Source organism: Terrabacter sp. AAH1 (genome assembly GCF_054456855.1).
On sequence record NZ_JBTJJV010000011.1, the window covers coordinates 1 to 25,651 of the forward strand.

23 protein-coding genes, 2 pseudogenes and 1 riboswitch are annotated in these 25,651 nt (G+C 71.7%); of the genes and pseudogenes, 5 read left to right on the forward strand and 20 right to left on the reverse strand.

Annotated features, from left to right (window positions below; translation table 11 throughout):
• Positions 1-157 precede the first annotated feature (157 nt).
• From ACXR8F_RS15760 to ACXR8F_RS15775, 4 genes and pseudogenes are all read right to left on the reverse strand, one after another.
• Positions 158-1,354: a WXG100 family type VII secretion target gene (locus tag ACXR8F_RS15760; RefSeq protein WP_458801868.1), complete on the reverse strand. Its 1,197-nt coding sequence runs from the start codon at positions 1,352-1,354 to the stop codon at positions 158-160.
• Positions 1,355-1,384: 30 nt separating this feature from the next.
• Positions 1,385-2,763, reverse strand: a pseudogene (locus ACXR8F_RS15765) (APC family permease).
• An 85-nt stretch (positions 2,764-2,848) separates the two neighbouring features.
• Positions 2,849-3,478 carry a CE1759 family FMN reductase gene (locus tag ACXR8F_RS15770; protein ID WP_458801870.1) on the reverse strand — a complete coding sequence of 210 codons (630 nt, stop codon included), beginning with the start codon at positions 3,476-3,478 and terminating at the stop codon, positions 2,849-2,851.
• Positions 3,475-4,656 carry an LLM class flavin-dependent oxidoreductase gene (locus tag ACXR8F_RS15775; protein WP_458801872.1) on the reverse strand — a complete coding sequence of 394 codons (1,182 nt, stop codon included), beginning with the start codon at positions 4,654-4,656 and terminating at the stop codon, positions 3,475-3,477. Before ACXR8F_RS15775 ends, ACXR8F_RS15770 begins: the two co-directional genes overlap by 4 nt.
• Positions 4,657-4,896: 240 nt before the next feature.
• Here ACXR8F_RS15775 and ACXR8F_RS15780 point away from each other — a divergent pair.
• Positions 4,897-5,561: pseudogene (locus ACXR8F_RS15780) on the forward strand (VanW family protein).
• Complete coding sequence (locus ACXR8F_RS15785; protein WP_458801874.1) at positions 5,558-6,322, forward strand: TrmH family RNA methyltransferase; 765 nt, start codon at positions 5,558-5,560, stop codon at positions 6,320-6,322. The pseudogene ACXR8F_RS15780 and the gene ACXR8F_RS15785 overlap by 4 nt, the downstream one beginning before the upstream one ends.
• Before the next feature lie 8 nt (positions 6,323-6,330).
• On the opposite strand, the gene ACXR8F_RS15790 is transcribed toward ACXR8F_RS15785, so the two are convergent.
• Complete coding sequence (locus ACXR8F_RS15790; protein WP_458801876.1) at positions 6,331-6,870, reverse strand: DUF1697 domain-containing protein; 540 nt, start codon at positions 6,868-6,870, stop codon at positions 6,331-6,333.
• 35 nt (positions 6,871-6,905) lie between these two features.
• Positions 6,906-7,787: a PhzF family phenazine biosynthesis protein gene (locus ACXR8F_RS15795; protein WP_458801877.1), complete on the reverse strand. Its 882-nt coding sequence runs from the start codon at positions 7,785-7,787 to the stop codon at positions 6,906-6,908.
• Between the two features lie 65 nt (positions 7,788-7,852).
• Between ACXR8F_RS15795 and ACXR8F_RS15800 the strand changes: the two genes are divergently transcribed.
• Positions 7,853-8,479 carry a histidine phosphatase family protein gene (locus tag ACXR8F_RS15800; RefSeq protein WP_458802056.1) on the forward strand — a complete coding sequence of 209 codons (627 nt, stop codon included), beginning with the start codon at positions 7,853-7,855 and terminating at the stop codon, positions 8,477-8,479.
• Between the two features lie 116 nt (positions 8,480-8,595).
• Entirely contained in the window at positions 8,596-10,020 is a 1,425-nt protein-coding gene (locus ACXR8F_RS15805; protein ID WP_458801879.1) for an exonuclease/endonuclease/phosphatase family protein, read from the forward strand.
• Positions 10,021-10,122: 102 nt separating this feature from the next.
• Here the strand turns inward: ACXR8F_RS15805 and ACXR8F_RS15810 are convergent, their stop codons facing one another.
• From ACXR8F_RS15810 to ACXR8F_RS15860, 11 genes are all read right to left on the reverse strand, one after another.
• A complete protein-coding gene (locus ACXR8F_RS15810) occupies positions 10,123-11,610 on the reverse strand; it encodes a glutamate--cysteine ligase family protein (RefSeq protein ID WP_045188002.1) in 1,488 nt (495 codons plus the stop codon).
• Between the two features lie 53 nt (positions 11,611-11,663).
• Positions 11,664-14,591: an aminomethyl-transferring glycine dehydrogenase gene (gene gcvP, locus ACXR8F_RS15815; protein ID WP_458801881.1), complete on the reverse strand. Its 2,928-nt coding sequence runs from the start codon at positions 14,589-14,591 to the stop codon at positions 11,664-11,666.
• A gap of 78 nt (positions 14,592-14,669) precedes the next feature.
• Positions 14,670-14,768, reverse strand: a riboswitch (glycine riboswitch).
• Positions 14,769-14,901: 133 nt separating this feature from the next.
• The gene (locus tag ACXR8F_RS15820; protein ID WP_045188000.1) at positions 14,902-15,483 is read right to left on the reverse strand and encodes a MerR family transcriptional regulator; all 582 of its coding nucleotides are present in this window, start codon (positions 15,481-15,483) and stop codon (positions 14,902-14,904) included.
• Positions 15,484-15,708: 225 nt separating this feature from the next.
• Complete coding sequence (locus tag ACXR8F_RS15825) at positions 15,709-16,236, reverse strand: bifunctional nuclease family protein (protein WP_045187997.1); 528 nt, start codon at positions 16,234-16,236, stop codon at positions 15,709-15,711.
• A 40-nt stretch (positions 16,237-16,276) separates the two neighbouring features.
• The gene (ftsR, locus tag ACXR8F_RS15830; RefSeq protein ID WP_082080697.1) at positions 16,277-17,026 is read right to left on the reverse strand and encodes a transcriptional regulator FtsR; all 750 of its coding nucleotides are present in this window, start codon (positions 17,024-17,026) and stop codon (positions 16,277-16,279) included.
• Entirely contained in the window at positions 17,023-17,487 is a 465-nt protein-coding gene (locus tag ACXR8F_RS15835; RefSeq protein WP_045187995.1) for an FHA domain-containing protein, read from the reverse strand. Before ACXR8F_RS15835 ends, ftsR begins: the two co-directional genes overlap by 4 nt.
• A 98-nt stretch (positions 17,488-17,585) precedes the next feature.
• Positions 17,586-17,975, reverse strand: a complete 390-nt coding sequence (gene gcvH / locus ACXR8F_RS15840) for a glycine cleavage system protein GcvH (RefSeq protein ID WP_045187993.1) — start codon at positions 17,973-17,975, stop codon at positions 17,586-17,588.
• A gap of 177 nt (positions 17,976-18,152) precedes the next feature.
• The gene (locus ACXR8F_RS15845; protein WP_082080696.1) at positions 18,153-19,085 is read right to left on the reverse strand and encodes a DUF881 domain-containing protein; all 933 of its coding nucleotides are present in this window, start codon (positions 19,083-19,085) and stop codon (positions 18,153-18,155) included.
• 3 nt (positions 19,086-19,088) lie between these two features.
• Entirely contained in the window at positions 19,089-19,421 is a 333-nt protein-coding gene (locus tag ACXR8F_RS15850; RefSeq protein ID WP_045187991.1) for a small basic family protein, read from the reverse strand.
• Entirely contained in the window at positions 19,418-20,395 is a 978-nt protein-coding gene (locus ACXR8F_RS15855) for a DUF881 domain-containing protein (protein ID WP_458801883.1), read from the reverse strand. The genes ACXR8F_RS15850 and ACXR8F_RS15855 overlap by 4 nt, the downstream gene beginning before the upstream one ends.
• Positions 20,392-20,997 carry a CDP-alcohol phosphatidyltransferase family protein gene (locus tag ACXR8F_RS15860; protein ID WP_458801884.1) on the reverse strand — a complete coding sequence of 202 codons (606 nt, stop codon included), beginning with the start codon at positions 20,995-20,997 and terminating at the stop codon, positions 20,392-20,394. Before ACXR8F_RS15860 ends, ACXR8F_RS15855 begins: the two co-directional genes overlap by 4 nt.
• Before the next feature lie 189 nt (positions 20,998-21,186).
• Between ACXR8F_RS15860 and ACXR8F_RS15865 the strand changes: the two genes are divergently transcribed.
• Positions 21,187-22,632 (forward strand): YibE/F family protein, encoded by a 1,446-nt coding sequence (locus ACXR8F_RS15865; protein ID WP_458801885.1) that lies wholly within the window; start codon positions 21,187-21,189, stop codon positions 22,630-22,632.
• Between the two features lie 19 nt (positions 22,633-22,651).
• Here ACXR8F_RS15865 and ACXR8F_RS15870 read toward each other — a convergent pair whose 3' ends face one another.
• The 3 genes from ACXR8F_RS15870 to ACXR8F_RS15880 form a co-directional block, all read right to left on the reverse strand.
• A complete protein-coding gene (locus ACXR8F_RS15870; protein ID WP_458801886.1) occupies positions 22,652-24,385 on the reverse strand; it encodes an Ig-like domain-containing protein in 1,734 nt (577 codons plus the stop codon).
• A gap of 56 nt (positions 24,386-24,441) precedes the next feature.
• Positions 24,442-25,035 carry a hypothetical protein gene (locus ACXR8F_RS15875; RefSeq protein WP_458801887.1) on the reverse strand — a complete coding sequence of 198 codons (594 nt, stop codon included), beginning with the start codon at positions 25,033-25,035 and terminating at the stop codon, positions 24,442-24,444.
• A gap of 97 nt (positions 25,036-25,132) precedes the next feature.
• On the reverse strand, positions 25,133-25,636 hold the full coding sequence (locus ACXR8F_RS15880) for a hypothetical protein (protein ID WP_052677071.1): 504 nt from the start codon (positions 25,634-25,636) through the stop codon (positions 25,133-25,135).
• Between the last annotated feature and the right edge of the window lie 15 nt (positions 25,637-25,651).

The following is a 25,651-nucleotide window of genomic DNA, read 5'->3' on the forward strand; positions in this document are numbered from 1 at the left end:
CGTCAACGTGGAGCCCGGCACCCACACGCCGCACGAATACTCGCCCAGAGCTGGACCAGGATCCTCTGGCGCTGCTGGCACGACCACGTGCCCTACGACCCCGACCTACACGGACGCTTGGCGGTCCTCCAACAACAGACCGCTTGACATAGGGCTCTCAGTGCTTGCCGAAGTACTCGCTGGCCTCCATGGCCTCGATGACCGACGGCGCCTGGTGCTGTCCGATCGCGTAGCCACCGAGGTCGATGGCGGTGTCGACCACGCCGGCGATGGGGCTGACCAGCGACCACGGTGACGGGTGGAGATCCGGCCCCTTCGCCGGGTCGAGGGCGATCTGCGTGCCGAGCGCGTTCGGCAGGATGCTGTCACCGAACGGCGCGTGGTCGACGAAGGACCCGAGCGGGTTCTGCAGCGTCGTCAGGATCTCGCCGCGCACGTGGTAGTTGCGCACCTGGCCAGGATCGAGGCCGGGGCTCTCGTGGCCGAGCGTGGCCGCCGCGAGCACCGTGTTGGGGTGCACGCCGGCCGCGTTGAAGGTCACTGCGGGCACGTCGGTCGCGACCGATGCCGTGCTGGCGAGGCCGCCACCCAGGGAGTGCCCGGTCAGCACCATGTTGTCGCTGCCGACCGCCCCGGCCAGGTGCTGCGCGAGGCCGATCGCCTGCAGGTGCTGGCTGCTCAGCGCGCCAACGCCCTGCTGGGCGTTCGCACCCCAGTCGCTGATGCTGCTCGGGTCGGTGCCGGCGAACGCGAGGACGTAGCGTCCCTCGTCGTCGCGATAGATGCTCGCCTGGAAGCCGCCCGGGCCGGTGAGCGCGTCGGGATCGATGCCGAGCGCCTCCAGGGCCGAGTCGTCGAGGGGCTGAAAGTGCTCACTGCCCTCGCCGTCGTAGACGCCCTGGGCCAGCTCGGCGAGCTCGAGGTCGAGGTCCTGTGGCGTCGTGCCGCGGACCTCGTCGGCCAGTGACTCCTCGGTGCTCGCTTCCACCCCGACGGAGGCTGAGCCACCGAGGCCAGGAAAGACACCGGGCAAGAGGCCGGGGAACGGGCTGAGCGGGCCTGCCGGCCCAGCGGGCCCGACGCCGTCGCCGCTCGCGGACCGCTGCGACCGGGCGTTGTCGGACAGCCGGCGCGACATCGACTCCAGCGTCGACCCGAACGCCGTGAGAGCGGACGCCGTGGTGCGCCAGCTCTCCTGGGCCGCCTGGGCGTCGTCGCCACCCCACGAGCGGCCGATCACGGCGAGCGCCCGCGTGCCGTTGGCACGGATGCCGTCGACCTCGCCGGCGCACGCAGTCAGCTCTCGAGCGGTGCGATCGAGGGCTTCGGGGTCAGCACCCTTGCGGTAGAGCACGTGGGCCTCCTGTCGACGGTGCGCCTCACGCTAGAAGGCCGCGGAGCCACCGTCCATGGGGAGCGCTCCCCGCGTGTCGCGTCCGCCGGCGCCGGGTCCGTCGGTGCCGGGTCCGCCGGTGCCGCCTCGTCGGTTCCGTGCGGGGGTGGCGACGAGGCGACCGACGAGACCCACGGCCAGGACGGCGACGCCTGCGACGAGCGAGCCGGACGGCACGGCGAAGGCGAGGGCCACGCAGCCGACGACACCGAGCGCTGCGAGGGCCCGAGGGTAGCGACGGTGGGCGCGGTCCTGTGTGAGGGCAGCAGCGTTCGCCACCGCGTAGTAGGTGAGCACGCCGAATGACGAGAAGCCGATGACGCCGCGCAGGTCGGTGACGACCACCAAGGCGCACACCACGACGGCGACGCTGACCTCGGCGACGTGCGGCACGGCATACCGCTCGTGCACGGCCGCGAGCCGGCGCGGCAGGTCCCCCTCCCGGGCCATGGCCAGGGTGGTGCGGCCGACACCCGCGACGAGGGCCAGGAGCGCGCCGAGCGTCGCTTCCGCGGCGGCGAACCCGACGACGACCGTGAGCCACGACGACCACGGGGTCGTGTCGGCCGCGGACCGCAGGGGTGCGGCGCTCGCCGCGAGCGCCGGGACGCCGAGCGAGCGGACCAGGACGAGCGCGGTGACGGCATACAGCGGCACGACGACCGCGAACGCGCCGAGCACGGCCCGCGGGATGGTGCGGGCCGGGTCGACGACCTCCTCGCCGAGGGTGGCGATGCGCGCGTAGCCCGCGAAGGCGAAGAAGAGGATGGCCGCGCCCTGGAGCACGCCGCCGACGCCGCCGACGCCGCCGACGGCGCCGCTCGGGGCGGCTGCGGAGCCCGTCCGGTCGGCACCGGGAGTGAGGGTGAGGGCGACGACCACGACGACGAGCGCGGCCAGGACGCCGGTGACGATCACCATGGTGAGCCGTGCCGTACGCGTGATGCCGCGGTAGTTCACCGCGGTGAGCGTGACCACGGCTGCGACACCGACGACACGCTCCCACCGGGCGGGGCGACGTAGGCCGCGAAGGCGAGCGCCATCGCGGCGCAGCTCGCCGTCTTGCCGATGACGAAGCCCCACCAGGCGACGAAGCCCCACCAGGGTCCGAGGCGTTCGCGGCCGTAGACGTACGTGCCACCGGAGCTCGGGTACTGCGCCGCGAGCTGGGCGGAGGACGTCGCGTTGCAGAAGGCGATGAGCGCGGCGACGGCGAGTGCGCCGAGCAGCCAGCCGCCGGCCGCGGCCGCTGCGGGCCCGAAGGCCGTGAAGAGACCGGCGCCCACCATGGAGCCGACGCCGATGACGACGGCGTGTCCGGTGGTGAGGCGCCGCGCGAGCGGCGGGGCGCTGCCGTGGGATCCGGTCATGGCCCCGAGTCTGCCGCGCGTCGCCCCGCAGGACCTGATCGGTCTTGCGGGGCGACGGCGACGAGGGTGGTCGGGACGACCGGGGTCAGGCGTTCAGGTCGCTCAGCAGGGACGCGAACGGCGTCACGTCCTCGAAGGGGTCGACCCGAGCCTCGCGGGGGCTTCCCACGACGAGCGCGGCGAACGAGCGGCCGGCGCGGTCGATGCGCTCCCCCAGACGGCCGGCGTCCACGCTCCCCCAGTCCTCGCTGGCGGCGAAGACCGCGACGGGGGCCACGAGGGCGCCGAGGTGCGCGAAGAGCGGCCGCAGCGCGTGGTCGATCGCCAGCGAGTGGCGGGCGGTGCCGCCCGTCGCGCCGAGCAGCACCGGGGTGTCGCGCAGGGCGTCCTTCGGTAGCACGTCGACGAGCATCTTGAAGAGGCCGCTGTAGGACGCGGCGTAGATCGGGGTCGCGACCACCAGGGCGTCGGCCTCGGCGATGGCGTCGAGCCGCACCTGCAGCTCGGGGGACGCGAAGCCCGTGAGCACGTTGTTCGTCACGTCGTGGGCGACGTCCCGCACGTCGACGACCTCGACGACGACCTCACCGACGTCGTGGCCGGCGAGGGCGCGCACGGTCGACTCCGTCAGGCGGTCGGCGAGCAGCCGCGTCGACGACGGCTCGGTCACGCCGGCGGTGATGACGGCGAGGTGGAAGGGGGTCTGCGTGGTCACGTGGTCACCTCCAGGGTGCTCGTGCTGACGGTCGTGCCTCTGGGGTCGGGCGACGCTCCGGTCACGTCGTCACCGCCGGCGTACACCGTGGTGTCGTGCGCCCCTCCCGCTGCCGCGACGCGGCTCGCGTGGGTTGGGGCGTCGGGCACGTGCGCGGGCTTGAGGGCGGCGAACTCCTTGCGGAGCACGGGGACGACCTCCTCGCCGAGGATGTCGAGCTGCTCGAGCACGGTCTTGAGCGGCAGGCCTGCGTGGTCGACGAGCCACAGCTGGCGCTGGTAGTCGCCGACGTAGTCGCGGAAGCCGAGGGTGCGCTCGATGACCTCCTGCGGGCTGCCGACGGTGAGCGGCGTCTGGCTCGTGAACTCCTCGAGGGAGGGGCCGTGGCCGTAGACCGGGGCGTTGTCGAAGTAGGGCCGGAACTCGCGCACGGCGTCCTGGCTGTTCTTCCGCATGAAGACCTGCCCGCCGAGGCCCACGATGGCCTGGTCGGCCTTCCCGTGGCCGTAGTGCTCGAAGCGGCGGCGGTAGAGCTGCACCATCTGCTTCGTGTGGCTGGCCGGCCAGAAGATGTGGTTGGAGAAGAAGCCGTCACCGTAGTACGCGGCCTGCTCGGCGATCTCGGGGCTGCGGATCGAGCCGTGCCACACGAACGGCGGCACCCCGTCGAGCGGGCGCGGCGTCGAGGTGAAGCCCTGCAGTGGCGTGCGGTACTTCCCCTGCCAGTCGACGACGTCCTCGCGCCACAGCCGGTGCAGCAGGGCGTAGTTCTCGACGGCGAGCGGGATGCCCTCGCGGATGTCCTTGCCGAACCACGGGTAGACCGGGCCGGTGTTCCCGCGGCCGAGCATGAGGTCCATGCGCCCGTCACTGAGGTGCTGGAGGTACGCGTAGTCCTGGGCGAGGCGCACGGGGTCGTTCGTCGTGATGAGGGTCGTCGAGGTCGACAGCACGAGGCGCTCGGTCTGCGCGGCGATGGCCGCGAGCAGGACGGGCGGGTTGGCCGGGGCGGCGAAGGGCGGGTTGTGGTGCTCACCCGTGGCGAAGACGTCGAGACCGACCTCCTCCGCCTTCTTCGCGATGGCGACCGTGGCCTTGATGCGCTCGTTCTCGGTCGGCGTGCGGCCCGTCGTCGGGTCGGTGGTGACGTCGCCGACGGTGAAGATGCCGAACTGCATGTGTCCCAACTCCTAAGTGATTGACGATTCAATCATACCGAACGCCGTGACCTCCTTGTCCATTCCCGACGGCCGGCTGGCGAAGGGGCAGGCGAGCGACGGGCAGGCAGGCCACATCTCGGCAACCCCGGCAACTTTCGCCCCCTGCCGAGCATCGTCACGGGTAGCCGGCTGCCACAGGGGCGCCGGGGCCTTTCGAACGAGAACCAGGACTGTCCCATGCAGCTGTCTGCCGACGAGATGCACCTGCAGCGGGGCAAGGTCGTCAACCTCCGCCTGGCATCGAAGCGCGTCGACGCCCTGGTCATCCGGCCCGGCGAGACCTTCTCGTTCAACAAGGTGGTCGGAAGCTGCACGCGCCGTCGCGGCTACGTCGAGGGCATGCGGCTGTCCAACGGGCAGGCCCGGGCCGGGTCGGCGGCGGCATCTGCCAGCTGGCCAACCTGCTGCACTGGATGTTCCTGCACAGCGAGCTCACCGTGCTCGAGCGGTCCGAGCACTCCTTCGACCCGTTCCCCGACAAGGCGCGCGTGCTGCCCTGGGGCGTGGGGTGCTCCATCGTCTACAACTACGTCGACCTCGTCGTGCGCAACGACACCACCTCGACGTTCCAGCTGCTCGTCGGCGTCGGCCGCCGTCACCTCCAGGGCGAGCTGCGCTCGGACGCCCCGGCCGCCCACTCGTACACGGTGGAGGCTCGCGACGAGCAGTTCATCCGCTCGGGCACCGACATCTTCCGCCGCAACGAGATCTGGCGCACGGTCATCGACAAGCGCACGGGCCGTACCGTCGGCAAGGAGCTGCTCAAGCGCAACTGCGCGCTCGTGCGCTACGAGCCCACCGGCCCCGTCATCGACCTACGCCTGGCCCCGCAGCGCACCCGGCATGACATCCTGACCGCGTGACCGACGAGATCTCCCCCAAGGACCGCTTCATCACGGTCTACGGCCGCAACCCGGTCCACGAGGTGCTCCTCGACGACGACCTCCACGTCGACAAGGTCGTCATCGCCGAAGGCGCGCGCGGGTCCGGCCTGCGTGAGATCCAGCAGGCCGCGCGGCGGCGCCGCGTCGACGTGCAGTACGCGAGCGCCGAGCGGGTCAAGAAGCTCGCCGGCAACGGGCGCCAGGACCAGGGCGTGTTCGCCGACGTCGTGGCGCCCCGCATGCGACCGCTCGAGGCGGCCCTCGCAGCCGACGGGGCGGCCGGGCTCCGGACCGTGCTGGTGCTCGACGGCGTCACGACCCCTGCGAACGTCGGCATGATCCTGCGCTCGGCCACGGCGGCCGGCGTGCACGGCGTCGTCGTGCCGCGCCGGGGCGTCGCCTCGATCGACCCGCTCGTCGTCAAGGCCTCGGCCGGGGTCGCCTTCCGGGCGCCGATCCTCAAGGCCTTCACCGCGGCAGAGGCCGTGGGGGCTCTCAAGGCTGTCGGCTTCCACGTGGTGGGCCTCGATGCCGGCGGCGACGACGACCTGTTCTCGGCCCACCTGCCCGAGCCGGTCGCCTTCGTCCTCGGCAGCGAGACGGCGGGGCTCTCCCCCGATGTCGCCGAGCTCGTCGACACGTGGATCTCCATCCCCATGGCGGCGGGGGTGGAGTCGCTCAACGTGTCGGCGGCCGCCGCCGTCGTCTGCTTCGAGCTCGTGCGCCGTTCCCGCCTCTGAGGCGGCGCTCAGCCGCCCCACTTGTCGGCGAGCGCGCGCACCACGGTGATGTTGCGGGCCGTGCCCACGGCCCCGGTCAGCTTCTCGATGCGGGCGTTCGTGAGCTTGGCACCCTGCACGCCGTCGGACAGGAACAGCACGATGTCGCTGCCGACCACCCGGGCGCCCTCGGTGGCGACGTCCCACTCGTGCAGCGCCTTGACCCCGTCGGCCGCCAGGTCACCGGTCATGAAGGTCACGTAGCGCTTCGCGTCGTCGGCGATCGGCGACTCCAGGGCCTCCGCCTCGTCGGCGAGCCTGCGCAGCTGGGCCGGGGTGCGGACGACCACCGGCACGTCGAAGCCGAACTCCGCGCTGATGGCGCGGCGGAGGTCCGCCTCCACCGTGGCAGCGCTGCGGGTCGCCGACCGCACCTTGAGGTTGCCGCTCTGGATGTGGGTCTCGACGTCCTCGTAGCCCTCGGCCTCGAGCAGCGCACGCAGGGCGGCCATCTTCACCTGACGCTTGCCCACGTTGACGGCACGGAGGAACCCGATGTAGGTCGGCACGCGCCGATCGTCGCACAGGAGGCCCGGCGACCGGCTCAGCTGCGCGACACGACGCCCGACCCGACGTCGGCGACCCGCCCCGCGACGCGGATCGTCGCATCGGTGTCGACCGTGAGCACGAGCCGAGACGGCCGGCCCGTCTGTGCGCCCTGCGACACGACGACCTCGAAGCCGGTGCGCTGCTGGCCCACGAACCAGCCGCCGAGGCTGCTACAGGCCGAGCCCGTCGCCGGGTCCTCCTCGAGGGCGGCTCCGGCAGCCGCGAACATCCGCGCTTCGATGGTGCCGGTCCCGGTCCAGCACCAGAGGTAGGCGTGCGGCGGACGCCCGGGCATGGCGAGGTGCTCGTGCATGAGGGCGGGACTCGGAGCGGCCGCCCGCAGCGCGGCGAGGTCGTCGACCTGCACGATGAGCGACTCCACGCCGCAGCTGACCCACTGCGTCGCCCCCTCGACGAGGGCGTCGACGGGCACGCCGAGCGCCGCCGCCACCTGCCCCGGAGTGGCCGTCACGTCGCGGTGCCGTGGCGGGTTGGCCCGCAGCTGCCACCCGTCTGCGGTGCGCCGCACCGGGATGTCGCCCGCCGGCATGGTGAGGACCACGTCGTCGACGGTCGCGCCGGACCGTGCGGTGGCGGTGTCGGCCACCACGTGTGCCGTGCCGAGCGTCGGGTGACCGGCGAAGGGCATCTCGTAGGTGGCGGTGAAGATGCGCACCGACGCGTGCGCGGGCCCCCCGGTGGGCGTCGCGGAGTCGTCGACGACGAAGGTCACCTCGCTGAGGTTGAACTGTCGGGCCCACGCCTGCATCTCGGCGTCGTCCACGCCCGAGGTCGCCTCGAAGACGCCGAGGGCGTTGCCCGAGAACGGGTTCCCGTCGATGCCGAACACGTTGACGATGCGAAAGGGCAGCTCCATGCCCGGGAGTCTCGCAGTCCCGTCGTCGGGGGACGGCATCGGGTCCAGGTGGTTTGATGACCGGTATGGCCTCCCCCGACGGCATCTACCCGGGCAACATCTACCTCTTCCGGCACGGCGAGACCGAGTGGTCGCTGAGCGGCCAGCACACCGGCACCACCGACCTGCCGCTGCTCCCCGAGGGCGAGGCCGCCGCGCGCGAGCTCGCCGACGTGCTGCGCAAGCACACCTTCGAGCGGGTGCTCGTCTCGCCGCTGCAGCGCGCCAAGCGCACGGCCGAGCTGGCCGGGCTCGGCGACTTCGAGGTCGAGCCGCTGCTGCGCGAGTGGGACTACGGCGCATACGAGGGAGTCACGACGAAGCAGATCAGCGCCGAGATCGGCCACCCGTGGGAGGTCTTCGTCGACGGGGTCGCGCCGGGCGAGACCCCGGGCGAGACCGTCGAGCAGGTGGCCGAGCGGGCGCAGCAGGTCATCGACAAGGTGTGGCCCGACCTCGAGCACGGCGACGTGGCGCTCTTCGGCCACGGGCACGCGCTGCGCGTGCTCACGGCCACCTACCTCGGTCTCGACCCGAGGTTCGGCCAGCACCTCGTCCTCGACGCAGGGTCGATGAGCGTGCTGACGCACCACAGGTCGACCCGCTGCATCGGGATGTTCAACCTCTCCCCCTGGCGCCTGCTCACCGACTGAACCGCTTGCGGTGGCGATGCGCCACGGTGGGGCGGTGACATAAATCGGTCAACCCCCACAAATCGCATCAGCACGGGCTATCGTTCCGAGCGTCCACTCGACCTCAGGAGTTGCCCGTGACCCGTGCGCCCGTTGCCGCTACGGCGGCGGTCCTGACCGTCGTGGCGTCCCTAGCCGCAGGGGTCGGCGCGGTGGCTACGGCGCCCGCAGCAGACGCCGGCGTCAGTACACCGGGGGCAATCTCCTCCGTCACGGCTCGTCCGGGGCCGGGCGCAGGCCAGGTGACATTCTCGTGGTCGGCGTCGGGCGCCAACACCACGAACTTTGTCGTCGAGACGGGCCTGACCACATTCAAGGTCGGCGATCCCGTGCTTCCCGACCACGGCCGCCACCCCACGTACTTCACCTTTCCGGCGAACCGGCGGTCATTCACGCTGAGTGCTTCGCAGGTTGCCGCTGCCGGCGCCTCAGCCGCGTCCGCAAACCACCTGTACTACCGCTTCAAAGCCGTGAACACGTCAGCTGCAGGCACCGCGGCGCGCAACTGGCCGTATCTGCAGAACGTGGCGGTCAAGCCGGCCGTCCCGTCATCGACCGGGACCTCGCTCCGAGTCGCCACGTTCAACGTACACACCGCCACAGCGAGCGCCGGCGTGCGCGCGTGGACGTTACGGGTACCTGACATCGCCCGCACCATCCTTTCGCGCAACCCCGGCGTGGTCACCGTCCAGGAGCTGGGCATCGGCCGGGCGGACGGGAGCAGTCAACCCGTCGCCGCAGACACCCTTACCCAGGTGCACAGCCTCGTCGACACCCTTGCGGCCCAAGGCGGCGGACGCTATCACCTCGCCCGCAGCACGCGTTTCTCGGCGCCCGGAACGGCCGAGGCGATCCAGGGCGCCCGCATCCTCTACGACAGCAGCCGCTACAGGCTCGCGAGCCCGTGCGCCGAGCGGAGCGACAGCAAGCCGCTGAGCAACTTCAGCTACTCGAGCGCGTGCACGATCTTGCTGCCATCGCTCAACACGGACAGCGCGTGGACAAAACGTCGGGCGACGTATGCCGTCTTGGCGGATCGCGCCACGGGGCGACAGTTCTACGTCGTGTCCGCGCATCTGGATCAACGACACAGCACCACCCTCACGACCGAGCGGACATACGAAAGGCTTCGCGCGACGCAGGTGAAGGCCGTTCTGGCAAGAGTCGACCTGCTGAATACCGCCCGTCTGCCGGTGGTCTTGGCGGGGGACCTCAACACCTACCAGAACAACCAGGGTGGCTATGACGCCCACGACGCTCTCGTGTCAGCGGGGTACTACGACTCGGCGTCCGCGGTCACGCAGATCAACCCCCGTTACACGACCATGAACCACTTTGCCTGCACACTCACCGTTCCCGGTAGCGGGTGGGGCAGCCGGCTTGACGTCGTGACAGTCAAGCCCGTTGTCGGCGCGTTGCGGTGGGAGAACGTCCTGTCGGCCAGTGATTGCTCCCGTCCGTCGGACCACAACATGGTGGTCGCCGACATCCGCCTGCCGTGACCGGGTGGTCGCGATCGGTCATCTCGAACGGCCAACCGGACGTGGTGCCATCGGGCCGCCAGACGGCATACGTGGGCGGCGCGTGGTGCACGGTCTCCCGCGTCAGTCGCGGGGCAGCTCCCACGTGTGCACGGGCTGGTTGGCGCTCATGCCCTCGATGTAGCGCCTGAGCATCTCGCGCAGCGCCTTGTCGCGGGTGAGGCCCTGCGCCTCGAGCCGGGCCACGCACTCGGTCTGCCACGAGGCGCCGTTGACCCCGAGGATGCAACGCTGCTCGATGACGGAGAGGAACCGGTCGCGCACCGCCGCGGACACGCCCCACCGCTCGAGGCCCTCGTGCGCCATCGGCAGCAGCCGGCGCAGCACGAGCTCGCTGGCCGGCACGTCGCCGAAGCCGGGCCAGTAGGTGCGGGCGTCGATGCCGAGCCGCGCGCCCTCCTCGAAGTTGGACTCGGCCGCTGAGAAGCTCATCCGGGTCCAGACCGGTCGGTCCTCCTCGGCGAGCACGCGCATCGTGCCGTAGTAGAAGGCCGCGTTGGCCAGGACGTCGACGATGCTCGGGCCGGCGGGGAGCACGCGGTTCTCGACCCTCAGGTGCGGTCGGCCACCGACGATGTCGTAGATCGGGCGGTTCCAGCGGTAGACGGTGCCGTTGTGGAGCCGGAGCTCCTTGAGCTCGGGCACCTCGCCACGCTCGAAGACCTCCTCGGGCTCCTCGTCGTAGAGCTCGGGCAGCAGCGCCGGGAAGTAGCGGACGTTCTCCTCGAAGAGGTCGAAGATCGAGGTGATCCAGCGCTCTCCGAACCACACCCGTGGGCGCACCCCCTGGTTCTTCAGCTCGACCGAGCGAGTGTCGGTCGCCTGCGTGAAGAGCGGGATGCGGGTCTCGGCCCAGAGCCGCTGGCCGAGGAAGAACGGAGAGTTGGCGCCGAGCGCGAGCTGAGGACCGGCGAGCACCTGCGCGGCGTTCCAGTGGTCGGCGAAGCGCTCGGGCTGCACCTGCAGGTGCAGCTGGATCGAGGTGCACGCCGACTCGGGCGCGAGGCTGTCGGAGTATCGGGCGATCCGCTCGCCCGTCGGCCCCTCGAGCTCGAGCCAGACGTCCTCGCCGCGGGCGTCGAGCACCGCGTTGTTGAGCGCGGCGTAGCGGATGTTCTCGCTGATCCAGTCGCCCTCGAAGTGCTCGGGCATGACGGTGGGCAGGATGCCGATCGCCACGATGCCGGTGTGCAGCTCGGCCGCCTTCTCGGACGCGCGGTTGAGCGACTCACGCAGCAGGCCCTCGAGCTCGATCGCCGAGTCGCCGGGCAGCGGCCTCGGGTGCACGTTGAGCTCGATGTTGTAGCGCGCCAGCTCGGTCTGGTAGTCCTCGTCGGCGATCTGCTCGAGCACCGACTTGTTGTCGAGCTTCGGACCGAGGTCCTCGTTGACGAGGTTGAGCTCGATCTCGAGGCCCGTCATGGGACGGTCGAACTCGAACTCGCTCTTGCCGAGCATCCGTTCGAACACGTCGAGGTCGCGGCGCACCTTCTCGCGGTACTGCTGCCGCTGCTCGCGTGTGTACCTGGCCTGTTCGACGTCGGCTCCCACGTGCCGAGACAACCACATCCGGTGTCCCGGCGCGAGGAAAGCGCCCGGCGAGTTCAGCCCTCGAACGCCTCCGGTGGCGGGCAGGAGCAGACGAGGTTGCGGTCGCCGTAGGCACCGTCGATGCGGCTGACCGGGGGCCAGTACTTGTCGGCGGCCTCGATGCCCACCGGGAAGGCGGCCTCGGTGCGCTCGTACGGGTGGTTCCACTCCCCCGCGATGTTGAGGGCGGTGTGCGGGGCGTGACGCAGCATGCTGTCCCCGACCGCGACCTCGCCCTCCCGGATCGCCTCGATCTCCTCGCGGATCGCGATCATGGCGTCGCAGAAGCGGTCGAGCTCGTAGAGGTTCTCGGACTCGGTGGGCTCGACCATGAGCGTGCCCGCGACGGGGAAGCTCATCGTCGGCGCGTGGAAGCCGTAGTCGATGAGTCGCTTGGCGATGTCGTCGACGGTCACGCCGGTCTCGGCCGTGATCTGCCGGACGTCGAGGATGCACTCGTGGGCGACCAGCCCGTCGTGGCCGGAGTAGAGCACCGGGTAGTGGTCGCGCAGGCGGGCCGCGACGTAGTTGGCACCGAGTACAGCCATCTGGGTGGCGTGGCGCAGGCCGTCGCCGCCCATGAGGCGCACGTACGCCCACGAGATCGGCAGGATGCTCGCCGAGCCGAAGGGGGCCGCGGAGACCGGGCCGACGCCGGACTCGGGGCCGGCCTCCGGCGCGAGCGGGTGGTTGGGCAGGTGCGGGGCGAGGTGGGCACGAACGGCGACCGGGCCCACACCGGGGCCACCGCCGCCGTGCGGGATGCAGAACGTCTTGTGCAGGTTGAGGTGGCTGACGTCGGCGCCGAACTTGCCCGGCTGGGCAAGACCGACGAGGGCGTTGAGGTTGGCGCCGTCGACGTAGACCTGGCCGCCGGCCTCGTGGACGAGCTCGCAGAGCTCGGTGATGGTGTCCTCGTAGACGCCGTGCGTCGACGGGTAGGTCACCATGATCGCGGCGAGGTCGTCGCGGTGCGCCTCGACCTTCGCGCGCAGGTCGTCCATGTCGACGGTGCCGCCGGGGGCCGTCTTGACGACGACGACCTTGAGCCCAGCCATGACGGCCGAGGCGGCGTTGGTGCCGTGCGCGCTCGCCGGGATGAGGCAGATGCGACGGTGCCCCTCGCCGTTCGCCTGGTGGTAGGCGTGGATCGCGAGGAGGCCGGCGAACTCGCCCTGCGAGCCGGCGTTCGGCTGCAGCGACACGGCGTCGTAGCCGGTGATCTCGCACAGCCACGCGGCGAGGTCGTCGATGAGGCCGCGGATGCCCTCGGTCTGGTCGGCCGGCGCGAACGGGTGGAGGTTCGCGAACTCGGGCCAGGTGACTGCCTCCATCTCGGTGGTGGCGTTGAGCTTCATCGTGCACGACCCCAGGGGGATCATGCCGCGGTCGAGGGCGAAGTCGCGGTCGGAGAGACGACGCAGGTAGCGCAGCATCGCCGTCTCGGAGTGGTGCGCGTGGAAGACGGGGTGGGTCAGGAAGTCCGACGTACGCGTGAGCGCCGCCGGCACGCCGTTGCCCTCGGGTGCGCCGAGCTCCGCCTTCGTCTCGTCGGACACGGTCACGCCCAGCACGTCGAGGATCGCGAACACCGTTGCCGGCGAGGAGGTCTCGTCGAGGCTCAGGGAGACCCGGTCGGCGTCGACCCGGCGCAGGTTCATCCCGCGGTCGGCGAACACGCCCGTCACCTCGTCGGCGCGGCCCGGCACGACGAGCGTGAGGGTGTCGAAGAAGGCGGCCGTCTCGACGTCGACCCCACCGGCGACGAGCGCCTCCCGCAGGCCGGCCGTGAGGCCCGTGACGCGGCGCGCGATCGTGGTGAGGCCCGTGGGACCGTGCCAGACGGCATACATGCTCGCCATCACGGCGAGGAGCACCTGGGCGGTGCAGATGTTGGAGGTCGCCTTCTCGCGGCGGATGTGCTGCTCGCGGGTCTGGAGCGCGAGGCGGTAGGCCTGGTGGCCCTCGGCGTCGACGGAGACGCCCACGAGCCGGCCCGGGATCTGGCGCTCGAGCCCGCGGTGCACGGCCATGTAGCCGGCGTGCGGGCCGCCGAAGCCCATCGGCACGCCGAAGCGCTGGGCGCTGCCGACGGCGATGTCGGCGCCCCACTCGCCCGGGGCGGCCGCGAGCGTGAGCGCCAGCAGGTCGGCGCACGCGGTGACCAGGCCCTTGGCCTCGTGGACGGCGGCGGTGAGGGGGGCCCAGTCGACGAGCTCGCCCGACGCGTCGGGGTACTGCACCATCGCGCCCACCACGTCCTTGCCTCCCGCGGCCGTCGCGAGCGACTTGGCGTCGGCGACGCCGCGCAGGTCGGTGACCACGACCGGCAGGCCGATGGCCCCCGCGCGCGTGCGCATGACGGCGATCGTCTGCGGGAACAGGCGCTCGTCGACGAGCACGACCGCGTCGGCAGCGGCCCGGCTCGCGCGACGCATCAGCGACATCGCCTCCGCGGCCGCGGTGCCCTCGTCTAGCAGGGAGGAGCCGGCGACGTCGAGGCCCGTGAGGTCGGTGACGACCGTCTGGAAGTTGAGCAGCGCCTCGAGGCGGCCCTGCGAGATCTCGGGCTGGTAGGGCGTGTAGGCGGTGTACCAGGCGGGGTTCTCGAGGACGTTGCGGCGCACGACCGGAGGCGTGACGGTGCCGTAGTAGCCGAGGCCGATCAGCGAGGTGAGCACGGTGTTGCGCGAGGCGAACCCGCGCAGCTCGTCGATGACGGCGCTCTCGCTGGGGGCGGCCTGCACGCGCAGCGGCGACTCCGAGCGGATCGCGCCCGGGATGGCGCGGTCGCACATCGCATCGAGGCTCGGCTGCCCGACCACCTCGAGCATGCGGCGCACGTCGTCACCGGCCGGGCCCACGTGGCGGCTGACGAAGTCGGCCATCGGCGTCGCGCTGGACGCTCCGGTGGTCACGGGGACGAGCTGGTCGATCGACATGCGGGGCTCCTGGCGGGATTCGAGCGGACGACACACGCTCCCCGTCTGTCGAGCACCGCGCGGTGCCTCCAGAGTTGCCTCGCCCGCATGGTCCTGGCGCCTGAGAGGTTCCGGGGATGTTGCCCCTTCGGCGCCTCGCAGGTGCTCGCACCCCGAGGACTCTCCCACGCAGGGTCGATCGGCACCGCCAAATCTACCAGCAGCCCGATGTGGTGGCGGCACGCCGACGGCCCGACCGGAACTGCCGGTCGGGCCGTCGAACGTGGTGGTCTGGCTGGGTGCGGCTGGGCCTTGGCGGCGGCCGCCGACCTCAGGCCATGCGGCGGGCCTGACGGCGCGCGGTGAGCTCGTCGTCGGGGTGCTCGGCCGGCAGGTCCTCGGCGCGCTCGCTGGGCAGCTGCGCGAGCTCGCCCTCGACCTCACGCCACACGCGACCCACGGCGATGCCGAAGACGCCCTGGCCGCCCTGGACGAGGTCGATGACCTCGTCGGCCGACGTGCACTCGTAGACCGAGGCGCCGTCGCTCATGAGCGTGATCTGGGCGAGGTCCTCGACCCCGCGCTCGCGCAGGTGGCCGATGGCGACACGGATCTGCTGGAGGGACACCCCGGTGTCGAGCAGGCGCTTGACGACCTTGAGCACGAGGATGTCGCGGAAGCCGTAGAGGCGCTGCGTGCCGGAGCCGGTGGCGCTGCGCACGGACGGCTCGACGAGGCCGGTGCGGGCCCAGTAGTCGAGCTGGCGGTAGGTGATGCCGGCCGCCTTGCACGCCGTCGGCCCCCGGTAGCCGGAGTCCTCGGCGAGCTCGGGCAGGTCGTCGGTGAACAGCAGGCCCTGCGACCCGACGGGCAGTGCCCGACCGGCGTCACGCGCGTCCTCGATGGCGGCCATGCCGTCCTCCTCCTGCTCAGGCTGCGGGCCGCGCGGTGCGTGCCCCCAGACGACATGCAGATAACTACAGTCACGTCGTTCTCCGACGGTAGGCCGAGCGTCCGTCCCGGTCAATCACCACGAGCGCTCGCGCGACGGCGTGTCGGACCATCGCGACAAACTCTCACCTTCGTGTTGAAGGTGAGAGTGGTCGGGTACGGCTCGTCCGCGTGCCTGGCCGATCGTTCAGTCGGGCCGGTCCGGCAGGTCGGGCGCGTCACCGGGGCGGTCGCCCGGCTGGTCGCCGGGCTCGCCCTCGAAGTCCTCCGCCGAGACGTGGTCGAGGAACTCCTTGAAGCGCTCCACCTCGTCGTCCTCCTCGGAGGAGACGACGATGGCCGCCTCGTCGAGGATCGAGGACTCGACGAGCACCTTGGAGCCGGTGCGCAGGGCGAGCGCGATGGCGTCGCTCGCTCGGGAGCTGATCTCGGACTTGCCGTCGATGATGAGCGCAGCGTGGAACACGGAGTCCTTGAGGGCCACGATGCGCACCTCGGTGAGCTCGTGGCCCAGCACGGCGAGCAGGTCGCGCATCAGGTCGTGCGTCAGCGGCCGCGGGGGCACCACTCCCTGCTGGGCATACGTGATGGCCGCGGCCTCGGCGGCACCGATCCAGATCGGCAGGTAGCGGCCGCCGTCCCTCTCGCGCAGCAGGACGATCGGCTGGTTCGTGGGCATCTCGACTCGGACGCCCAGGACATCGACCTCTCTCACTCCTCCACCGTACCCCGCGCTCGGAGGAGTCGGGACGGGCTCAGTGCGGGAGGCCTGCCCGGACCAGCGCGACGTGGAGCGCGATGCAGGCAGAGGCGATCTCGGCCGCGCGCTCCTCTGCGGGTCCGCTCCCCCGGCGTGTCGCCAGGACCTGCTGCACGAGCCCGATCTCGCGGTCGGCGGCCGTGCGGAACGGCCTGAGGTGTCGCGCCTCGAGACCGTGCGAGGCCAGCGCCTGCGCCGCCGCGGCGACGGCCAGGGACTCGTGTCCGAACCGACCGTTGGCGTCGGGCTGCAGCAGCCCGTAGGTCTCGAGGGCGTGCATGGTCTCGCGGTCGATGCCGGTCGCCTCGCGCAGCTCCGGACCCGTCAGGGAGACGTCGCGGTGACCGACCAGCGCCTCGGGGCCGGGCACGTCGGGGTCGGGCGTCGGCGCCGGTGGGCGGGGGCGGCCGTCGTGGTCGTCGCCCGGGTCGGACAGCCCGCGGTCGAGGGCGTCGAGGGCCTCACGGATGACCTTGAGCGGCCAGTAGCGGTCGCGCTGGGCAGCCAGCACGTAGCGGAGCCGGCGCACGTCGTCGTCGGAGTACGTGCGGTAGCCGGAGGCCGTGCGATGCGGCAGCACGAGACCCTCGGCCTCGAGGAAGCGGATCTTGGACGCCGTGACGTCGGGAAAGTCCCCGGAGAGCGCGGCGAGGACCTTCCCGATCGTGAGCCGGCGCGGGACGGACGTGACCTCCTCGCCCTCGCCGGCCGTCACGGGAGGGCCCTCGGCCGTGCCTGCGGTCATGATGCAGAGTGCTGGGGCGCCCCGGACGAGTAGTAGACGAGACGGAACTTGCCGATCTGGACCTCGTCGCCCTGGTGCAGCGGCGCCTCGTCGATGCGCTCGCGGTTGACGTAGGTGCCGTTCAGGGAGCCGGAGTCGCGCACGGTGTAGCCGCCACCGCGGGCGACGAAGGTCGCGTGCTTGCGCGACACCGTGACGTCGTCGAGGAAGATGTCGGAGTCGGGGTGCCGGCCTGCGGCGACCTCCTGGTCGTCGAGCAGGAACCGGGCGCCGGTGTTGGGACCACGGAGCACGACGAGCAGAGCCGTGCCCGGGCGGAGGGCGTCGATCGTCGCGGAGTCCTCGGCGCTGAGCCCACGAGGGGATGCGGTCTCGGGGCTCTCCTGGGCTGGGACGCCTTGGAACCGCATGGTGCGGGGTTCGACGTTCATGTCGTCGGGGTCGGGCAGGTCGCTCGACATGCGGTCCTCCTCTGTGGTGCGGGCGGATCGGGTTCAGACCACTCTAGTTGACCCGGGCACGGCGAGAGCCTGCCCGGGTCGGTGGCCCGTGCGGTGGGTCAGGACAGGGACGCGGTGTAGGCCGAGGCATCCATCAGGGAGTCGACCGCGGACGCGTCGGCGAGACGCATCTCGAACATCCAGCCCTCGCCGTACGGGTCGGAGTTGATCAGCTCGGGCGAGGCGTCGAGGGCCTCGTTCGTGGCCGTGACCTCGCCCTCGAGCGGCGCGTAGACGTCGCTCACGGACTTGGTGGACTCGACCTCGCCGCAGGAGTCGCCGGGAGTGACGGTGTCGCCGACAGCCGGGAGGGAGACGTAGACGACGTCGCCGAGGGCGTCCTGGGCGAACGAGGTGATGCCGATGCGGACCACACCGTCGTCGCCGACGCGGACCCACTCGTGGTCGCTGGTGTAGCGCAGGTCGGAGGGGTAGTCCAGGTCGGTCATGTCGCTCCTTGTCGATGGGCGGCCCGAAGGGGCCGGGTGGCTGCGGTGGCTTCGCGGCGCCGGTGCCGACGTGGATGCGCCGGCACCTGAGAGGATGCCATGCCCGTGGCGCGCGCGCAGGAGGTGCGGTCAGCGAGTCGCGGTGATCTCGCCGCGACGGCCGTCACGCCGGGGGGGTCACTCGACCGGTTTGGCGTGGGTCATCTCGGTGGGCCGGTGCAGGGAGGTGATCTCCACGAGGCTCGACTCGGTGATGGTGGCGTTGGCGCCCTTCTGGCGCACCGTCTCGACGATGCCACCCGGGATGGTCATGGCCGACGAGAGCGTCTTCGAGTCGCCGATGACCTTGACCACGAGCGGGCGGCTCACCTGCGTGCCGTCGACGACGAGCTCGCCGTTGCGGTCGCCGATGAACGTCGACGCGACGACGCGGACCCCACCGACGTCGATCGACTCCGCGCCGGCGTCGCGCAGCTCCTGTATGAGGTCGAGCACGATCGGGCCGTTGACCTGCCGGTCCGGGTCGGTGAGGCGCAGCGTGATGCCCGGGCCCTTGGTCGCGATGGTGCCGGCGAGGATGCCGAGCGTGTCGACGCGCTTCTGGGCCTGCTCGAGCGCCTCACCGGCGGTGCCGGTGCCGCTCTTGAGGCGGTCTCGGGTGGCCTCGAGCTCGCGGACCTGCTGGTCGAGGCGGGACGAACGGGCGGAGACGTCGTCGAGCACGCGGATGAGGTCGGACTGGCTCAGCTCGTCCAGCCCGCGCTGGTTGGTCAGCTGCACCTGGGCGGCGATGCCCGCACCGAGCAGCACGGCGAGCAGCGCCGCCAGCAGGTTGGCGCGCGTGGCGCGGGGCCGGCTCATCTTGAACAGGCGCCCCCAGGCGTCCCGGCCCTCGACGGGCGGCCGCGCGGTCACGAGCTCACGGGCTTCGGGCGAGGTGAAGTCAGGGTCGGCGCCGTCGTCGACGGCCGTGCCGAAGACGGGTCGCGGCGGCGTCGCCTCGGGCAGGTCGTCCTCGAGCGCGGAGGCTCGTTCCGTCGTCTCGGCAGGCACCTCGACCGATCCGGTCCCAGCGGGGCCGGTGTCCTTCTCCTCCTCGCGGTCGGCCATCGGTCAGGCCCTAAAGAGGTGACGACGGATCGAGGCCACGTTGGAGAAGATGCGCACGCCGAGGACGACGACCACGCCGGTGGACAGCTGGGAGCCGACGCCGAGCTGGTCGCCGAGGAAGACGATGAAGGCGGCGACGACGACGTTCGAGAGGAACGACACGACGAACACCTTGTCGTTGAAGATCCCGTCGAGGATCGCCCGGATCGCACCGAAGACGGCGTCGAGGGCCGCGATCACGGCGATCGGCAGGTACGGCTGCAGCCACACGGGCACCGACGGATCGAGGAAGAGCCCCACCGCGAGTCCGGCCAGGAGGCCGAGAACTGGGATCACGAGGGACGCTCCTGACTGGTCGGTGGTGCGGTGCTGCCGGTGTTGCTCGAGCCCGGGCTGCGCGTGGGGGTGCTCGTGCCCTGCTGGACCCCCGGCACGCTGGGCGCGGACGAGCCTACGGGTGGCCCGATGGGTTCCGCGACCTCGAGGCGTGCCGCCGAGTCGCCGGGGACGGTCAGGTTGTCGCTGCCCGCAAGGATCGAGCGGATCTTGAACTCGTCGGTCAGCTGGGACAGGTAGACACCGGCGAAGGACGGCTCGAAGAGCTGTTGCATGGCCTGGGCGTCGCCGAGCGCCGTGATGACGTACGGGCGGGCCAGCGGACGGAAGTCGACGATGATCGCCTGCCCGGCGAAGCGGATCGCCGCGGTGGAGCTGAGCCGGTGGCCGTTGATCGAGATCGCCTCGGCGCCGGCGCCCCACAGGCCGTTGACGACGATCTGGAGGTCGGCCGAGGTGACGCGCCCTTCCTCGAAGCCGCCGCTCGGCCGGTTGCCGGCGTCGGCGTCGGCGACGGTGGACGCGGCGTCGTCGAGGGTGAGTGTGAGTCCAGGGCCCTTGAGGGGCACCGCGGCTGCCTGCACCTCGAGACTCTTGATGGTGTTCGTCAGGTCGCCGCCGCCCGACTGCTGGAGCGCGAGCGCCTCGTAGTCGCGGACCTGCTTGCCCAGGGCGGCGACCTTCGCCTCCTGCTGCACCCCGCGCTCCTGCAGCGCCTCGATGCGCGTGACGAGCTCGCTCTTGACCGCGGCTGCAGCCGTCGGCTTGGGCCGCAGCGACTGCGCGGCCACCGCGAAGAGGAAGCCGGTGAGGATCGCGAGGACGACGACCAGCACGGTGCGCGTCGAGGTCGCCCGCGGAAGCCCGGCGGCGACCCTGCGGTCGGCCGCCTCCTGGTACCCCGCGTCGAGGGGCCGCTCCATCATCGTCGTGAGCAGCGTCATCGACGCGTCCGGTCGGCGCGCGGACGTCACGGCGTGACCACCCTCGAGCCCTGCGACAGGACGATCCGGGCGTGGACGGCATACAGCACCGCGGCCAGCCAGTAGAGCACGACGCCCCACCAGGCGAAGCCCCAGCCGACGGGGCGCGCGATGTCGCCGACCCAGTCGTCACGGTGGGCGAGCAGGAGCAGGGGGAAGGCATACAGCAGGTTGAAGGTCGCTGCCTTGCCGACGAAGTGGACCGGCAGGCCCACCTGCCCACGGGACTTGAGGTAGAGGAGCATCAGCGCCATCACCGCCTCGCGGGCAAGGAGCACCACGACGAGCCAGACGGGGATGATCTCGCGCCAGGCCAGTCCCAGCAGCGTGGTGAGGATGTAGAGCCGGTCGGCGATCGGGTCGAGGAACTGCCCGAGCCGGCTCTCCATGTTGAACTGGCGTGCGATCTTGCCGTCGAGGTAGTCGGTGACGCCGGAGAAGAGCAGGAGCAGCAGGGCGAGGCCGTCGTGCTCCGAGAGGATGGCCCAGAGGAAGACGGGCACCCCGAGCAGGCGGAGCACGGACAGCACGTTCGGGATGGTCAGCAGGCGCTCCGACACGACATGCCGCTCCCCCGCGTTCTCGACCTCCACGGCGGCAAGCCTAACCGTCGGTCGGGGTGCCCGCCGAGCGCGGTCGGCATCGATCCGGACACGGCCTCGGCGCACGTATGCCGGTAGGCCGCGGCCGCGTCAGGGCGTCTCTGGCACACTCGCGGCATGGCGGGCGGACATTCCCACACGCACAGTCATGGCGGACCGGGCACCCACGGGTCCGTCGCCGTGAGCGTCCTGGCACGCGTCGGGATGACGGTGCTGCTGGTGGCCGCGGCCGCCGCCACCGTCTTCGGGCTGGTGCGCCACTGGCCGGACGACGCGCGCACGCCGAACCAGGTCGCGAGCACCGAGTACGCGGCGCCGGGGGTCACCTTCCCGGTCGCGGAGGTGCTCAAGGTGCTGCCGGTCTGCGAGGGGGCGGACTCGACCACCGGCGCCAAGCCCGCGCCGGGCCAGGGTGGCGACGTGGTGTCGTCCGACGCGACCTGCGGGGCCATGACGGTGCAGCTCGAGCAGCCGACGTCGACCTCGGGCGACGTGCGGCCGACGGTGTCGGTGTCGGTGCCACCTGCGGTGTCGACGTCGGGCCTGCAGCAGGGTGACACGGTCCAGCTGTTGCGCATCCCGGCCCAGAACGGCCAGCCCGAGGCGTACTCCTTCCTGCAGGTCCAGCGCGGTGCGCCCCTGTCGCTCATGCTGGCCCTCTTCCTCGTGGTCGTGGCGGTCGTGGCCCGGTGGCGTGGGGTGCTGGCGCTCGTCGGGCTCGGCGTCGGCGGCCTCGTCGTCGTGAAGTTCATGCTGCCGGCGCTGGTCGCCGGTCAGTCGGGGCTGCTCGTGGCCCTCATCGGGTCCTCGGCGATCATGTTCGTCGTCCTCTACCTCGCCCACGGGCTGTCGATCCGCACGAGCACGGCTCTGGCCGGCACGCTCTTCGGCGTCGCCATCACGGCCGGGCTGGGCCTGCTCGCCGTCGACCTCGCGAGGCTCAGCGGGGTCGCCGACGACGAGGGGGCGCTGCTGGCCGGGTTTGTCACCTCGATGAAGCCCCAGGAGCTGCTCACCTGCGCGATCATCGTCGCCGGTCTGGGGGTGCTCAACGACGTGACGATCACCCAGTCGTCGGCCGTCTGGGAGCTGCGAGCGGCAGCCCCGTCGCTGGGCCGTCGGGAGCTCTTCCGCTCGGGCATGCGCATCGGTCGGGACCACATCGCCTCGACGATCTACACCATCGTCTTCGCGTATGCCGGCGCCGCCCTTCCGGTGCTGCTGCTGCTCTTCCTCTACGAGCGTCCGGTGCTCGACCTGCTCCAGACGGAGTCGATGTCGGAGGAGATCGTGCGCACGCTGGCGAGCGCGATCGGGCTCGTCCTCGCGGTGCCGGTGACGACGGCGATCGCCGCGCTGACGGTCGGTGCAGCCAAGGAGCCGGCGTCTGCCGGGGATGAAGAGACGCCCCTCCTCGGGGAGCGCGACGCGATCGGGGCGGATGGCCGGCACCTCGGCGACGAGCACGAGGCCGAACACGCGCGCGGACCTGCGCGCGAGCCTGCGCTCGACCACGGCCCGACGGCAGACGACCTCGTGCGGGCGGCGAGCGGGCCGCCTCCCCCGGCCACCCGGGCCGAGGCACGCGCCAGGATGTCTGCGGCCAGGGGCGACCGCCCGAGGTGACGACGTGCCGGGCGTCCGGTCAGCCGCTGAGGCTCTTGGACGATGGGGCGCTGGCGACGCCGTTGCGGGTGCTGCGCACCCAGAGCGTCTGCGTGCCGTTCTTGATCGTGGTGAAGGTGAAGGGTGACGTGCAGGATGTCCAGGAGCCGGCACCGGCGGGGCTGCCGCCGGTGGTGACCTGGCACTCGTAGACGAGTCCGACGACGGCCGTCCACGTCGCGACGGCCTGGGTGCCGTTGACCGTGATGGTGAGGTTGGCGGGAGGGGTCGGCGTCACGAGCACGTCGAACGACTGCAGCTTCTGGGCCGCGGGAGAGTAGGCGGCGTTGCCCCCCTGGTCGGCGGTGATGGTGCACGTGCCTCCGCCGACGAAGGTGACGGTGGCGGCGTCGACCGTGCAGATCGTCGGCGTCGTCGTCGCGAAGCCCACGGCGAGCCCGGACGTGGCCGTCGCGGTGACCGTGTACGCGGCGCCTCCCACCGCGGCGTTCGTCGGAGCGGTGGAGGTGATCGTGACCGTCTGCGCGGTCCTGGCGACGGTGAACGTCTGCGACCTCTGTGCCGCCGCGGCGTAGGCCGCGTTCCCGGGCTGGTCGGCCAGCACGGTGCAGCTGCCGCTGCCGACGAAGGTGACGGTCGAGCCGGAGACCGTACAGACGGCCGCCGTGCCGGAGGAGAACGCGACTGCGAGGCCGGACGAGGCGGTCGCGGTGATCGTGTAGGTGCCGCCGCCCGAGGCGTTGGTGGGGGCCGCCGAGGTGATGGTGATCGTCTGCGCCGCCTGGGCCACTGTGAAGGACTGGGACGCCTGCGCGGCCGGGGCGTAGGCCGCGTTACCGGCCTGGTCGGCGAGCACCGTGCAGGCGCCGCCGGCGACGAAGCTCACCGTCGAGCCGGTGACCGTGCAGACGGACGGCGTGCCGGAGGAGAAGGAGACGGACAGTCCGGATGACGCGACGGCCGAGACCGCATACGTGCCGCCCCCCACCCTCGCGCTGGTCGGCGCCGTCGAGGTGAACGTGATCGTCTGCGTCTGCTGGTCGACGACCTGGTTGAGCGCGGAGGAGGTGGAGGCCGCGAAGGGCGCCGAGCCGGCATACGCGGCGGTGAGCGAGCGGCTGCCGCTCGAGCTGAACGTCGTGACGCACGTGGCGACACCTGCGCTGAGCGTCTGGGTCCCCCCGGAGCAGGTGATCGGCGTGCCGCCGCTGCGGAAGACGACCGTGCCCGTCGGGGTGTCGGAGCCTGCGGTGACGGTCGCGGTCAGCGTGAGGGGCTGCCCGACCAGGCCGGGGTTGCGCGACGAGGTGAGCGTCGTCGTCGTGGCGATGGTGCGCAGGACGGTCACGGGGATGCTGTCGGCGCTGGTGGCCGACCATCCCGACCGCACGGCGACCACCGTGTACCGGTAGGTGCCGTCCGGGACCGACCCGTCGACGCAGGGCGACGTCGTGACGAGCGACGACACCGACGTGCCGCAGGCCGCCGACGCCGAGCCCGTCGCGGTATCGGTGCGCACGAGTCGGTAGCCGGTGGGTGCCACGCCCGTGCTGGGCGGGAGCCAGGCCACGGTGACGTCCGACCCACCGTTGGCCACCGAGGCGGTGACCCCGGTCGGCGCCGAGAAGGTGCTCGTCGTCGCCGCACCCGAGCCGGAAGCGTTGGCGGTGGCCACCTGGGTCCAGAAGGCCTGCGCCGGCAGCGCCACGGTCATCAGGACCGCGAACAGCGCGCCGACGTGGAGGGCGCGCACGCCGCGGCGCGTGGCAGCGCGGCGTGCGCGCGTGTGCGGGCGGGCCGTCCCGGGCATCAGCCGGTCGCCCTTCCGGACCAGACGAGCGTGAAGGACTTGCCCTTGCAGGCGTCCTGGTTGACGGTGGGCAGGTCGCGCAGGCGGATGCGCGGATCGGTGCCGCCCTGCTGGACGAGGGTGACGCTGCGTCCCGCGGGGACCGTGATCCGGCCGCTCGCGCCGAGGCTCCCCTGCCTGATCTCGAGGTTGGTCGACGTGCGGCAGCCGGGCGGGAAGCTGTCCGAGCTGACCGACAGCTCGAGCGACGTGACCCGGATCGCCACCGAGTTGGGGTTGTGCACCGTTGCGGCGACCGGACGCCACAGCCCGGGGGCCAGACCGGTCACGCCCCCGGTCACGGTGAAGGGGAGGCTGTCACCGGCGCTCGCGACCCCGAGGCCGAACCCGGCTCCGACGGCGCCGGCGGCGGCGCCCTCCCCCGCGGGCGGCCCGCCGTGCGTCTGCGCAGCGCCGGACGAGCCGGTGCTCGAGTCCCTCGCGGCCGAGGTGCCCGCGCCCACGCCCGGCATGCCGTGCACGGCGAGGAGGATCGCGGCGAAGAGCGCGAGCAGCAGCAGTGCTGCCGGCTTGGCCTTGGTCCTCGTCCTCATCAGATTCCTCGTCGGTCGTGGTGCTCGTGGGCTTCAGGGTCCCTGCTGCGGGAGGGGTGGCCACCCGGCCTGAACCGGGGGCCACCGCTTCCGCGCGTCAGCTGGCGATGTAGTGGACGGTGACCTTGGCGCCCTGGCAGGCGTTCTGGCTCGTCGCCTTGTTGTTGAACTGGATGGAGTAGGTGAGCGTCTTGGTGGCGCCCGGCGCGAGGTCCGTCGGTGCGATCGTGAGCGCCGCCGCAGAGGCCGAGCTCGTGGGGGCGACGGCGCCGTTGAGCCTGTAGTCGCTCCCGTCGCAGCCAACCTTGTCGGTCTCGACCCAGGCGCTGACTCCGGTCACCTTGTAGTTCTCCGTGCCGGTGTTCTCGACCGTCGCGGTCACGGTCTGCGCCGAGTCGCCGGGGTACATGGCGTCGGGCACGTCGCCCGTCACCGTGAAGATGCTGCCGGCGCCGGTGCGGGTCGCGGCCTCACCGGTGCCGCCACCGGTGGAGGTCCAGTAGGCGTAGGCCCCACCGGCGGTCGCGAGGCCGAGGACTCCCGCCGTGACGATGGCAGCGGCCTTCTTCTTCGAGCTCTTCTTCTGCTTCTGCGTGCCCATGGGGATCCATGACCT